9 protein-coding genes are annotated in these 13751 nt (G+C 65.5%); 2 read left to right on the top strand and 7 right to left on the bottom strand.

The features are described from left to right. Positions 1 to 43 precede the first annotated feature (43 nt). Entirely contained in the window at positions 44 to 3037 is a 2994-nt protein-coding gene (locus tag LQF09_RS08850) for an ATP-binding protein (protein WP_270069718.1), read from the bottom strand. A 154-nt stretch (positions 3038 to 3191) separates the two neighbouring features. On the opposite strand from LQF09_RS08850, the gene torT reads away from it, so the two are divergent. Then, complete coding sequence (gene torT / locus LQF09_RS08845; RefSeq protein WP_270069717.1) at positions 3192 to 4331, top strand: TMAO reductase system periplasmic protein TorT; 1140 nt, start codon at positions 3192 to 3194, stop codon at positions 4329 to 4331. Positions 4332 to 4399: 68 nt separating this feature from the next. Here the strand turns inward: torT and LQF09_RS08840 are convergent, their stop codons facing one another. Next, positions 4400 to 7048, bottom strand: coding sequence for a molybdopterin-dependent oxidoreductase (locus LQF09_RS08840; protein ID WP_002928168.1), 2649 nt, complete (start codon positions 7046 to 7048; stop codon positions 4400 to 4402). Between the two features lie 244 nt (positions 7049 to 7292). Here LQF09_RS08840 and LQF09_RS08835 point away from each other — a divergent pair, with 244 nt between their 5' ends. Further along, positions 7293 to 8132 (top strand): aldo/keto reductase, encoded by an 840-nt coding sequence (locus tag LQF09_RS08835; protein ID WP_002928166.1) that lies wholly within the window; start codon positions 7293 to 7295, stop codon positions 8130 to 8132. Positions 8133 to 8216: 84 nt separating this feature from the next. Here LQF09_RS08835 and LQF09_RS08830 read toward each other — a convergent pair whose 3' ends face one another. From LQF09_RS08830 to LQF09_RS08810, 5 genes are all read right to left on the bottom strand, one after another. Further along, the gene (locus LQF09_RS08830) at positions 8217 to 8762 is read right to left on the bottom strand and encodes an arsenate reductase ArsC (protein ID WP_002928163.1); all 546 of its coding nucleotides are present in this window, start codon (positions 8760 to 8762) and stop codon (positions 8217 to 8219) included. Positions 8763 to 8790: 28 nt separating this feature from the next. Next, a complete protein-coding gene (gene pstB / locus LQF09_RS08825) occupies positions 8791 to 9624 on the bottom strand; it encodes a phosphate ABC transporter ATP-binding protein PstB (RefSeq protein ID WP_002928155.1) in 834 nt (277 codons plus the stop codon). After that, positions 9624 to 11012, bottom strand: coding sequence for a phosphate ABC transporter permease PstA (gene pstA, locus LQF09_RS08820; RefSeq protein ID WP_083485751.1), 1389 nt, complete (start codon positions 11010 to 11012; stop codon positions 9624 to 9626). The genes pstB and pstA overlap by 1 nt, the downstream gene beginning before the upstream one ends. After that, a complete protein-coding gene (gene pstC / locus LQF09_RS08815) occupies positions 11009 to 12385 on the bottom strand; it encodes a phosphate ABC transporter permease subunit PstC (RefSeq protein ID WP_270069716.1) in 1377 nt (458 codons plus the stop codon). Before pstC ends, pstA begins: the two co-directional genes overlap by 4 nt. A 119-nt stretch (positions 12386 to 12504) precedes the next feature. Then, entirely contained in the window at positions 12505 to 13530 is a 1026-nt protein-coding gene (locus LQF09_RS08810; protein WP_002928149.1) for a substrate-binding domain-containing protein, read from the bottom strand. Between the last annotated feature and the right edge of the window lie 221 nt (positions 13531 to 13751).

Below are 13751 nucleotides of genomic sequence, written 5' to 3'. Positions count from 1 at the left end.
ATTCCCGGCCTTCAGGCCAGCGCTCGTGGCCGCCTGCCGCCCTTCAGCCACCACTGCCCAACACCTGGTGCAGCGCCCGCAACGAGCATTGGTAAGCGTCCGCCAGGCTGGCGACACCCAGGCCAAGCGGTTCGCCACCAGCCTTGCACTCCAACTCGAAGTCTGCTGCCAGTTCGCCAAGGCGAACCAGCCCCATGCTTTGCGCCGCGCCGCGCAACTTGTGCGCGTGGCGCGCGCATCCCATGGCGTCGCCCTGCGCTGCCGCTTGCTCGAGTTCAGCCAGCAGGGTGTCGCCCTGGCGCTCGAACACTGCGGCGATGTCGGCAACCACCGCAGTACCCAGGGCCGCCTGCTCGCTGCGCAGGAACGCCAGATCCACCCAAGCCGATACCGCCGCAGTCGGGTCCAGGGCGGACTGCACCTCCCTGTCTGCCATCACCGCCCGTACAGGAGCAACCGGTGCCGCACCATGGAGCAGTCCGCTCAGCAGACTACGCAACTGCGCCCGCGAGAAGGGCTTCGGCAGAAAGGCGGCGAAGCCCGCCCGCAGCAGGGCTTGCACCTCTTGGGCGGGTACATGGGCAGACATCAGCACCGCCGGCAGGTCACGCGTGGCCGGCGAGCTGCGCAAACGGGCGAGCAGTTCGCGCCCATCGCCATCGGGCAGGTTCATGTCGATGAGCGCAAGCGCAAGCGGCTGGCTCGCCGCGATCTCCAGCGCGTGGTGGATATCGGGCGCGCTCAGCACCTCTTGCCCCAGCGCCTCGAGAAAACGCTCGATCACCATCCGGTTGACCGCGTCGTCCTCCACCACCAGCACGCGCTGACGCGTCGGCAGGGCGTACGGGCTGGATGCGTTGGCGGCTTGCACTCTGTCTTCCCCTGCACGCTCGCCCTGCTCCCCCTGCGCTTGCACCTCATCCACTCCAACCTGGCGCTCGAAGTACAGCTCGAAGTGAACGGTCGTCCCCTCGCCCAGTCTGCTTTGCAGGCCGATCTGCCCGCCCATCGCCTCGACCAGACGCTTGCACACCGCCAGTCCAAGCCCGGTGCCGGCATGGTGGCGACCACTGTCGCGCACCTGCACGAAGGGTTCGAACACCTCGCGCTGGCGCTCGGGATCGATGCCGATGCCATGGTCCTGCACCGCAAAGAACAAGGTGTCCGGACGAGCGCCACGGGTGATGTGCACCGTTACGGCGCCCTCGTCGCTGAACTTGATCGCATTGCCAACCAGGTTGAGCAGGATCTGGCTGAGCTTGCGGCGGTCGCCGTGCAACAGGTCCGGCACGGCGGGTGCGATGTCCGCCACCAATGCGAGCCCGCGTGCCGCTGCGCGCGTGCCCTGTACCGCGAACACATCGTTGACGGTGTCGCGAAGGCTGAAGACGCTACGCTCCACATGCACGCCGCCGGCCTCGATGCGAGCGAAATCGAGCATATCCTCGAGCAGCTCGAGCAACAGCACCGCGGCGGCGCGCATCTGCACCGCATACTGGTGCTGCTCGGGCTGCAACGGACTATCCTCGAGCAGTTCGAGCAGGCCGAGAATGCCCGCCATCGGGGTCCGCAGCTCATGGCTGACCGTGCCGAGGAAGGCTGTCTTGGCGCGGTCGGCACGCTCCGCCGCAGTGCGGGCACTGGCGTGCTCCGCCGTCTCGATTGCCAGTGCGGCATTGCTGCTGCGCAGCTCGGCAGTGCGCTCCGCGACCTGCCGCTCCAGCGCCTGCTGCTGCTCGCGCAAGGCCTCGGCGAGGCGATCGCGCTCGAGGGCATCGTTGCGAAAGTGCACCAGGGCACGCGACAGCGAAGCGATTTCGTCATCGCCGGCGGTGTCGATGACGACGTCGCGCCGGCCCGCGGCCAGCGCCAGGGTCGCCTCCTCCAAAGCCAGCAGGCGGCCGAGCGTGTGGCGACGCAGGACATGGATGATGACGAGCGCCGTGACCAGCAGCAGCGCGCCGCCAATGGCACCGAACGCCACCAGGCCGGAGGTGGCGCTGCGCTCGGCGGCAAGACCAGCGGCGGCGAGCAGACGGCCGCCACGGTGAATCAGCTCGCCGGCGAGGGCGTCGAGCTCGGTGGTGAGCTGACCGATCTCGGCCTGCAGACCCTCGGCGCTGCTGCGCAGCGCGATCTCCTGCCCGCGCAGGGCGAAAGCACCCGCCGGCGCCAACGCAGCCCCCAGGCCTGCATGCAGCATCTCACCCTCGGCCCTGCCCGCTGGGTCGGCGATATCACGCAGGCGCCGCCCGAGCAACACCCGTTCGGCGTCGAAGGCCTGGCGTGCGGCCCGCAGGCGGTCTTCGCCGTCCACCTCATCGAGCCGGTCAAGCAAGCCCCCGAGCGCATGGGCAGCGAGCACGAGCTCGTGCATGCGCTCGAGTGCATCGAGGTCCAGATCAAGCAGGCGGTCACGAGCACCCGGCCGCACAGCCTCAATCGCAGCAGAGGACGCCTCCCCGTCCTGCAGCAGCACAGTCAGCGTGGACACGAGCAAGGCCGTAGCGTTGTCGGACTGCGTGCGGGCCAGCGCGTCGAGTGCATCGACCTGGACGCGCAGGCGCTGACCCTCTGCCACGCTGGCCTCACGCAGCAGCAGGCGTGCACCGACCGTATCGGCCATTGTGCGCAGGCGTTCGGCAAGACGGCTGGCGGTGGCCATCAGGCGGCTGCGCAACTCGGCCTCGACGTGGGCGGCCGACAGGCTGTCCAGGCGCTCACGCACTAGGGCAAGATCCTTCTCCAGCGCTGCCTGCAGTTGCGCCAGCTCATCCCTCGACTCGACACGCCCCAGGCGCGGCGCCAGCGCTGCCAAGCGGGCGTTGCCGCGCACCGTCTCATGCAGTGCGTCAGCCGCCGGCAAGGTATCGCGTACGATGGCCTGCTGGCTTGCCACCACGCGCTGGAAACTGACCCAGCCCACCACGGCAACCATCACGGTGCCTAGCGCAGCCAGCAGCAGCCCGAGCAGCAGGCGCTCACGCAGGCCGAAGCGGCGTCGGGGCGGGGCTTTGACGTAAGATGAGGCGTCCATAGTCAGGGCAAGCGCGGGCGGTGGGGAAGGACGGCAGAAGGTGGCCATCACACGCTCGCGCGTCCGGGCGCTGGAGCACGACCAACCGCCTTACATTCATGCGACGAGCAGTAAAGACATGGTTTCATCTTACCGGCACCGGAGCACGGGCAGCATGTCCATGTGCGCACTATGCGCACCGATCCTCGCCGCGCTGCTGTCCCTCGCCCCGGTGCCGGCCGCATCGGCGTCAAACGGCATGGAATGGGCGCTCGAGCGCTGGGAGGGTGATGGCCCAGCCCGCCTGGATATTGGCGCCCCAGAATCCACCCGCGCGCCGCCACAGCTGCCGCGCATCCCCGCATCACGGCCGTGGACCTTGTGTGCGGTGTACCCGCATCTGAAGGACAGCTATTGGCTGGCGGTGAATTACGGCATGGTCGATGAAGCACGCGCGCTCGGGCTGGGCTTGCGAGTGTTGATGGGCAAGGGCTACGAGAATCTCGAAAGCCAGCGCGCGGGCGTTTCGGACTGCATCGCCGACACGCGCACCGATGCGCTGCTGGTCGGCACGGTGAGCTTTGCCGGCCTCAACGACCTGCTCCGCCCTTATGCGGCGCAGCACCCCGTACTGGGGTTGGTGAATGACATCGATGCCAGCGTGGTGCGCAGCCGGGTGGGCGTGCCCTGGTACCAGCTCGGCTGGCAGATCGGCCGTTGGTTGGCCGAACGCCACCCGGCGGGCAGTGCGGAGGCGACCGTGGCCTGGCTCCCCGGGCCGCTCGAAGCGAGTTGGGTCAACTTCGTCGACCGTGGCTTTCGCGCCGCCCTCGACGGCAGCGCGGTGCGCATCGTGGTCGTTAGCGGCGGCGACACGGGGCGCTCCATTCAGCGTCAGCTGATCGAGGCGGTGCTCGACGCTCACCCCCGGCTCGACTATCTGGTGGGCAACGCGCCAATGGCCGAGGCGGCAATTGCCGAACTGCGCCGACGTGGCCGCGAGGACAGCGTCGGCATCATCGCCTCCTACATCACGCCGGGCGTGCACAGCGGCCTCGCACGCGGTCGCATCCGTGTATCGGTAAGCGATTTCCCGGTGCTGCAGGGTCGCCTGGCCGTGCGCCAGGCCCTGCACCTGCTCGAAGGCCGGGCTGTCGAACCCTACCTGGGCCCCAGGGTTGAACGCCTGGATGCGGATAATCTGGCTCAGTATCCGCTCGACTGGATGCTGCCGCCAGCCGGTTTCGTCCCCATCTACGAGGTTATCCCCGTCGAGCCGGAGAAGCCTCGTACGACGACGCCGGCCCGGCCATAGGCCACTACCGGCGTCTCGCAGATGCACGCCCTGGCTGCTCACCCGGGCGTGCCATCAGGCTCACGCGCTCAATCAGCGCGTGCGTTCTTGTGCAGGAAGTCCAGCACCAGCTTGCGTTCGTCCTCGGTCAGGCCGGCGCGCGGGAACATGCTCTCGGTGATGCCCTGCCACTGCTTGACCGTGAAGTCGCCCGGCTCGCGCGGCACATGGCACAGTGTGCAACGCTCGTAGAACAGCTTCTCGCCCGGCGTCATGCCTGCGGTGGCCGAGGCCTTGGCCTTGGCTGCACGCTCGGTGAGGCTGAAAGCTGCGGCATCGATGCGACCGGAGGCGTTTTCGACCAGGGGTGGCTCGTACGCACGGTTCGGCCCCTCGACGTCGGTGCATTTGCGGAAGGACGCCAGGCAGGTGTTGGCGCTGGTCGCCTGGCTGAGATCGCTCGCTGCCACGCTGGTGGTGAGCACGTTGATCGCCCCGCTGTTGCAACGGCCCTTGCTGTCTTTCGACAGCCAGGCCCCTTCGTAGATGCTGATGACACCCTTCATGATGTTGGGCGACACGCGGGCGCCGACGATCAGCGCGCCGCGGTCGTTGTAGACCTCGATCAGGTCGCCGTCCTTGATGCCGCGCTCACGGGCATCCTCCTCGCTGACCAGAGCGAACTCCCGGCCGTCGATGTTTAGATGCTTGGCACACTCGGCGTTGGCCATCTGCGAATGCACGCGCATGTAGGGGTGCGGGCTGACCACGTGCACCTGGCCGGGCTTGGCGTTGCCGAGAAACTCCGCGGGCTCGAGATACTTCGGGATCGGCGGACATTCCTCGGTACCGAAGCGGGCAAAGCTCTCGCAGTAGAGTTCAATCTTGCCCGATGCGGTGTGCAGCGGGCTCTTCTGCGGATCGGTGTAGAAGTCACCATGGCGCACCCAGCCGCGTGCGGACTCGGGCACCTCCATCTCGGCAACACCGGCTTCCCAGAACGCCTCGAACGGGATCGTGGCGTCGGTGTTGGCATAGCTGTTCTTGACAATGTCCATCACGGTCAGGCCTTCGGTGAAGCCGTACTCGACACCGAAGAGCTCGGCCAGGCGGCGGAAGATCTCGAAGTCGTCCAGGCTCTCGCCGTAGGGCTGGATCACCTGACGCATCGCCCAGATCTTGTCGTTGCTGTAGGTGCCGCCCGTGCTGATGTCGTCGCGCTCGAGGTGGCTGGTGGCCGGCAGCACGATGTCGGCATAACGCGAGGACGCGCACCACCACGGGTCCTGATTGACCACGGTGTGCACCTTCTTCGCCATCGCCTCGATCAGCTCGTTGGTGTTCTGCTGGTGATGGACGAAGTTGTTGCCGGCGTTGTAGATCATGTGCACATCGGGGTATTCGAAGTGCTGGCCGTCGCGGGTATAGGCCTTGCCCGGGTTGAGCAGCATTTCCGAGATGCGCGAGGCCGGGCAGCGCCCCTTGGCCGGGTTGCGCCCCTGCGGAATGCCGACTGCACCGCGCTTGCCCGACACCGGCATGCCGCCACCGCCGTAGTGCCAGGAGAAGCCGACGCCTTCGCCTGGCTTGCCGATCTTGCCGGTCATGGCGGCGAAGGCGATGATCGCCCAGTGGCTCATCTCGCCGTGGTGGGCGCGCTGCAGCGACCAGGCACCGGCAAACTCGGTACGCTTGCTGGCGAACAGATCGGCCATCTCGACGATCTTGGCCGCCGGGATGCCGGTGATCTTCTCGGCCCATTCCGGGGTCTTGGGCGGGGTTCCGTCGGCGTCCTTGCCCAGCAGGTAGGGCAGGAATTTCTCGAAGCCGACGGTGTATTTGTCCAGGTAGGCCTTGTCGTACTTGCCGGTCGTATACACATGCCAGCACATCGCCAGGAACAACGCGGTATCGGTGTTGGGGATGATCTTCACCCACTCCGCGCGCATGGCCTCATCGGTGGTGGTGCGCTGCGGGTTGATCGACACGAACTTCACGCCGGCATCGCGGATCGCCTCCCAGCGCGAATACATCTGGTGGTCGGCCACCGTGTATTCGATGCGGTTGTTCTTCCACGGGTCGCAGCCGACCAGCACGAACACCTCGGTGTGGTCGCGGATCACCTCCCACGAGGTCTGCGGCGAATACACCTCCATGTCGCCGATGATGTGAGGCAGGCTGATCTGCGAAGCGCCGCCCGAGTAGTCGCCGGTGGTCACGCTGTGGCCGCCGATGAGACCGAACAGGCGACCTTGCAGCACTTGCGGGCGCAGCACGCCGGCGTGCGACCAGCCGCCATAGGAGGAACTGAAGAGCGCATCGTTGCCGTGCTCTTCGATCGTGCGCAGGCTGGCGTCGGCCACCAGGGCCAGCGCATCTTCCCAGGACACGCGCACGAACGGCTCCTTGCCGCGCAGGTGGGGCTTGGTGTCACCGCGTGGATTGGCGAGGTAGGAGCGACGCACCATCGGGTACTGCACGCGGGTCGGGTGGTAGGTGCGACTGAGTACGCCCTCGAGCAGCATCTGCGTGGGCATGGGGTCGAAATCCTTCAGCGGCTGCACGCCGATCAGCACGCCGTTCTTGACCACCGCCTTGAAGGGGCCGTAGTGCGAGGCGTGCGGAATCAGTATGGTGTCCGAACCGAACACCTCGTTGACGCCGAAAAGCTTGAGGCCACCCGTGGCAATGGCGATGGCGGCGGTGGATTTCAGGAAGGCGCGGCGGCTGAGCGACATGACGATTCTCCTCGAGCGGATCTGGTTTGCGTAAGGCCTCGCTTGGCGAGTGCCTTTGCTGAGGATCATCTTCCACACCCACGGTTAACACCGGCCGGAGAATTGCGAATGGACGCTGCGGATGTGTTAATCACATTCACATGGCGGCACACGCCACCACGGCTGGCGGCAGCGGACAGCCCTGCGTTATGCTCGACGCCACTCCCCCCGGCGCTCCGCGCCAACGATCTCAGAGAACGAGACCATGACCCAACGCATCCAGCCCGCGCCCTGCCTCAGTCTGTTCAATGGCGTGCAGATTCCACAGCTTGGACTCGGAACCTGGCCGATGAACGATGCCGAGTGCGCCGTCACCGTGGCCGCCGCGCTGCAGATGGGCTACCGCCATATCGACACCGCCGAGAACTACGAGAACGAGCGCGGCGTCGGCGAAGGCATCCGCAACTCGGGCGTCACGCGCCGCGAGGTGTTCGTTACCACCAAGTTCAATCGCAAGTGGCACAGCGTGGACGGCGCCCGTCAAGCCTGCGAGGCCAGCCTGAAACGCCTCGGGCTGGACTACATCGACCTGCTGCTCGTGCACTGGCCCAACCCTGACCAGGACCGCTACCTCGAAGCTTTCCAGGGCCTCGTGAAGCTGCTCGAGGCTGGTGTCGTGCGTGCAATCGGCACCTCCAACTTCAAGCCCGCCCACCTGCAGCGCCTGTTCGACCTCGGCCTGGTGCCGCACCTCAACCAGATCCAGCTCGACCCCTACCACCTGCGCGACGACCTGGTCGCCCTCCACCGCGAGCGCGGCATCGTCACCGGCGCCTGGCGCCCGCTGGGCTGCGGCAACGCCATGCTGGCCGACCCGGCGATCACCGCGATCGCCGAGCGTCACGGTCGCACGAGTGCGCAGATCGTGCTGCGCTGGCTGGTGCAGCAGGGCTTCGTCGCCACGCCAAAATCCTCCAACCCGACGCGCATGGCGCAGAACTTGGCCATCTTCGACTTCGCTCTCAGCGATGACGAGATGGCGGCGCTGGGCAGGCTCGACCGCCCCGACCCCGAGATGTTCGACGCCGATCGCTTCGGGCACTGAGCCACCCGCACAGCACGAAGGGGCGCCGCGGCGCCCCCTCTTGTATTCAAGCCCCCGGCGGCCCAGCATGGGCCTGCCCCTAGCTCAGCCTGCGCGCTCGTCGTCGATCGCACCGACGCGCGGATCCTCGAACCCGATCTGCCCGATCTCGTCCATCCGCTTCTTCAGGCTGAGCCGATCGAGACTCGCAATCGGCAGGTTCACGAACACCGCGATTCGGTTGCGGAGCATCCGGTAGGCCTCCACGAATGCCAGTTGCTTTTCTGCGGCGCTGCCTTCGACCACCACTGGATCGGGAACCCCCCAATGCGCCGACATCGGCTGCCCGGGCCATACCGGACACACTTCCTGCGCCGCTCTATCGCAAACCGTGATCACGAAGTCCATCTCGGGCGCCTCGCCACCGGAGAACTCGTCCCAGCTCTTTGAACGCAACTCAGCCGTAGGGTAGTTCGTCTTCTGCAGCAGTTCCAGCGCGCGCGGATGAATCTCTCCTTTGGGCTCACTACCCGCAGACCACGCCCTGAAGCGTCCCCTGCCCTCCTGGTTCAGGATGGCTTCGGCGAAAATCGAGCGCGCGGAATTGCCCGAGCACAAGAAAAGGACGTTGAAGCACTCTTCGTTTGCCATGCGTTCTTCCTGAGATCTCTTGCTCGTGTCAACCGAAACGGCCGGTGATGTAGTCCTCGGTGCGTGTGTCCTTGGGGGAGGTAAAGATCACCTCTGTCTTCCCGACCTCAACCAGGTCCCCCAGATGGAAGAAGGCCGTGCGGCTGGAGACGCGCGCCGCCTGCTGCATGTTGTGGGTGACGATGACGATGGTGTAGTTCGAGGCCAGCTCGGTGATGAGCTGTTCGACCTTCGCAGTCGCGATCGGGTCCAGCGCCGAACAAGGTTCGTCCATCAGGATGACCTCGGGGCTCACCGCTACCGCACGCGCGATGCACAGGCGTTGCTGCTGGCCACCGGAGAGACCCGTACCGGGCTGGTCGAGGCGGTCCTTGACCTCTTCCCACAGGCCAGCCCGCCGCAGGCTGCTCTCTACGATGTCATTGAGCTCGCTCTTGGATGCGGCCAGGCCATGCAGGCGCGGGCCATAGGCGATGTTCTCGTAGATGGACTTGGGAAACGGGTTGGGCTTCTGGAACACCATACCGACGCGCGCGCGCAGAAGCACCACGTCCAGAGAGCGGTCGTAGATGTCTTCGCCGTCGAGCTCGATCTTGCCGGTTACCCGGCAGCCATCGATGGTGTCGTTCATGCGGTTCAAGCAGCGCAGGAAGGTCGACTTGCCGCAGCCCGAGGGGCCGATGAAGGCAAGCACTTCCTTCTCGTAGACATCGAGATTGACGCCGTGCAGCGCTTCCTTGTCGCCGTAGAACACACGGGCGTCACGCGCCTGCATCTTCACTGCCGGCGTCTCAGCCGACTTTGCCGCTTCACCGACGGCAGCGGGCGCCTGGCGCAGTACATTCGATTCCATTTTCATCATCACCACCTTTGTTCGAACCGTTTGCGCAGGAGGATCGCCAGCGCGTTCATGCTGATCATCACCGCGAGCAGGACAACGATCGCCGCGGAGGTTCGTGCTTCGAAGAAGTTACGCAGTTCGTTGCCCTGCCACAGGTAGATCTGCACCGGCAGCGCGGTAGCCTGATCGAAGGGCGTCGCCGGCACCGATGCGACGAAGGCGCTCATGCCGATGAGCAGCAGCGGTGCGGTCTCGCCGATGGCCTGGGCGACACCGATGATCGCGCCGGTGAGGATGCCCGGGAGCGCCAGCGGCAGCACGTGGTGGAAGATCGTCTGTGTCTTCGAGGCGCCGATGCCGAGCGCCGCCTGGCGGATCGACGGCGGAATCGCCTTCAGGGTCGAGCGCGTGGCGATGATCACCGTCGGCAGGGTCATCAGCGACAGCACCAGGCCGCCAACGATGGGCGCCGACAGCGGCATCTTGAACCAGTTGATGAACACTGCCGCGCCGAGCAAGCCAAAGATGATCGAGGGCACAGCTGCGAGGTTGTTGATGTTCACCTCGATGAGATCGGTGAACTTGTTGCGCGGCGCGTACTCCTCAAGATAGATGGCACTCGCCACACCGACCGGCACGGCAATCAGGATCACGATCAGCATCATGTACAGCGAGCCCATGATCGCCCCGGCAAGACCCGCAGAGGCCAGGGAACTGCGCGAGTCCGGGTTCATGAACAGCGAGGTGCTGAACTTCATCTCGATCACGCCGCGCTCGTAGAGCGCGTCGGCCCACTGGCGCACCTCGGGCGGCAACTGCTGCTGGCTGTCGGGCAGGTCACGGTCGATGTTGCCCTTGAGCCAGACATCCACGTTGGCATCGGCGAGCAGGCGCAGGGTGACCCGCTGACCGAGCAGCTCAGGATTGGCGACAAACATGTCGCGCAAACCGAAACGCTCTCCGCTCGTCACCAGCCGGCGCACCAGAGGACGCTTGGAGGCGGCCTCGGGAAGGTGCTCGATCAGCGCATTCTCGATGACGCGGTTCCAGTTGACCATGGTCACCTGGGTCTGCCAGGCAAGGTCGCGGTCGCGCAACTGTGCGGGCGTCTCGCCGGGCTGCGCCTGCGGACGCGGCTCGACCTTGACGATCTCCGGGTCGAAATAGACGGGGATATTGAAGGTTGCCTGCCAGAACGCCGGGATGCCCTTGGCGAAGATGGTAACGAACAGCAGGGCCACCATGGCCAGGCCGAACAGCACCGCCGACATGCCGGCCGCACGGAAGCGCATTTCAGCGGCATGGCGGCGCCCGAGCGATTTTTTAACCAACTCGTGCTGCGGCGTCCGCTGTCGGCCGGACTGCGGAGGAGCGTGGGGGGTGTCGTGGGTCACGGCTTGATCACTCATTCATATTGCTCGCGATACTTGCGCACGATATAGAGCGCGACGACGTTCAACGCCAGCGTGATGACGAACAGCGTCAGACCCAGAGCGAAGGCGACCAGGGACTGCGGGCTGGCGAAATCGAGGTCGCCGGTAAGCTGATTGACGATGGTCACGGTGACCGTCGACACCGCTTCGAAGGGGTTCGCATGCAGCACCGGGCTGTTGCCGGCAGCGAGCACCACGATCATGGTCTCGCCGATGGCGCGGCTGGCGGCAAGCAGGAAGGCGCCGACGATGCCTGGCAAGGCTGCCGGCAGCACCACGTTGCGGATCGTCTCGGCCTTGGTGGCGCCCAGGCCCAGCGAGCCGTCGCGCATCGCGCGCGGGACCTGGGTGATGATGTCGTCCGACAGCGAGGACACGAAGGGGATGATCATGATGCCCATCACCACACCGGCGGTCAGCGCGCTGGTGGCGCGGACATCGAGGCCGACCGCGAGGCCGAGGCCGTGGAAGAAGGGGCCGACGGTAACAAGGGCGAAGAAGCCGTAGACGATGGTCGGAATGCCCGCCAGCACCTCGATCACCGGCTTGGCGACCGAGCGCAGCCAGCCCGGCGCGTATTCGGCCATGTAGATGGCGGTCATGAGGCCGATCGGCACCGCAATCAGCAGCGCGACGATGCTGACCATGATCGTGCCCCACAGCAAGGGCAGCAGCCCGAACTGGCCCTGATCCCCACTGCCAACCGTGGAGAAGCGCGGATTCCACACCGTGCCGAAGAAGAAGTCGACCGGATTGACGAACTGGAAGAAGCGCATCGCTTCGCCCAGCATCGACAGCACGATGCCGATGGTGGTCAGGATGGCGATGGTCGAGCAGATGATCAGCAGCGTCTGTACGACACTCTCGACCTTGTTGCGCGCGCGCAGCGCCGGCGAGATGCGACGGAGCGTAAAGACCAGCCCTCCGACTGCGAGCGCCGCCATCAGGGCGATCATGGACATGCGGCCCGTACCCTGGAGTTCACTCACACGCGCAGCCGCCGCAAGCTCGTAGGCAGCAGGCTGATCCGAGACCCCAAAGCCGCTCGCAATCGACTCCACCCGGCGCAGGATGACGTTGATCTGGTTGCCGTCGAGTGCAGCCACCTCGGGCGGCAACTGCTCGATCACCACTGACCGGATCATGCTCGGCTCGATCATGGACCACAGCAGGAACACCGCCAGCGCAGGCAGTCCGCACCACAGCGCGACCAGCAAGCCGTAATAGCCGGGACGGGAGTGCATCCTCACCGCGCCACCAGCCGCCACCGAACGGCTGCGCAGGACGCCGAACTGATAGGCGAAGCCCATCAGCAACAGCAGCGCACCGATCATGATCCAGTTATCCATGTTTTCTCCGCAGCCGATGCCCTGGATTAAGGCCCCGGAAACAGGTTTCGTTTCACGGGGCCGGGCATCATTTACTCAAGCCGGGGGCGTCAGCACACTGGCGACGCCCCCGAGGTGCATCACTTGACGACTTTCTCAGCACGCACGTCGGCGAGGATGCGGGCACGCTCCTCATCGCTGAGCGGGATCAGGCCAGCACCTTCGAGCTTGCTGCCTGCGCCCGACACGTCCTCGCTGAGGAAGAACTCGGCGTACTCCTTGAGGCCGGGAACGACACCCAGATGCTCGCCCTTGACATAGAAGAACAGCGGGCGCGAAACCGGGTACTCGCCGCTGGCGATCGTCTGCAGGCTCGGGGTGACGCCATTGACCGTCGCCACCTTCAGGCGGTCGCGGTTCTGGTCGTAGAAGGACAGGCCGAACACGCCGACAGCATCGGCCTGAGCCTGCAGGCGGGCCAGCGTCTCGGTGTAGTCGCCGGCGATCTCGATGATGCGGCCATCCTGGCGCAGCGTGTTGCAGAAGGTCTTCTGTGCATCCTTGTCGAGCGCCTTCACCTCGGCGAGCGATTCGCAGCCCGGGTGGGTGACCTTCTCTTCGAAGACTTCACGCGTACCGTGGTTGGAGGCCGGAATCACCAGCACGATTTCCTGGTCGGGCAGTGCGCTGTCGATCTGCGACCAACGCGTGTTGGGGTTGGCGACCATCTTGCCACCAACCGGCACCTGGGCTGCGGCAGCCAGGAAGACCTGCTGCGGCGTGAGCGCGAAGCTGCCCTTGTCGGCGCGCGAAGCGAACACGATGCCGTCGTAACCGAACTGGACTTCGATGATCTTGGCGACACCGGCCTTCTGGCAGCTCTCGACCTCGGCGGGGCGGATCGGACGCGAGGAGTTGGCGATGTCGATGGTATTGACGCCAACACCCTGACAGAACTGGCGCAAGCCGCCACCCGAACCACCGGAACCGACCACCGGCGTCTTGAACTGCGGGAAAGCGCTGCCGAACTCTTCCGCCACGATGCTGGCGAAGGGCAGGACGGTGGACGAACCTGCGATCTGCAGGTTGTCGCGTGCCATGGCAGGCGCGGCGACCGAGGCGGTCATGGCCACGACGGCGGTTGCGATCAGGCTCTTCTTGAACATGTACAGACTCTCCAGATTCGTGAATTCATCTTGCCACTGCGGGCCGGTGCCCCCGTCACACGGGGAACGGACTGGATTATCAGGACCCAAGATGACAGTTCTGTTAAACGTCACGAAACAATCGCAGGGGCAGCATCTGCAATACTTCCAGATGACATTAAACCCCTCGACTTGAGAACCTGAACCTCATATGTGACAAGGGCTTGCCGCGATTCCGCAGC

This window comes from Thauera sp. WB-2 (genome assembly GCF_027594845.1).
Classification (GTDB): domain Bacteria; phylum Pseudomonadota; class Gammaproteobacteria; order Burkholderiales; family Rhodocyclaceae; genus Thauera; species Thauera mechernichensis.
The sequence above is the reverse complement of the archived record's forward strand: the minus strand, read 5'-3'. Positions and strand labels throughout refer to the sequence as shown.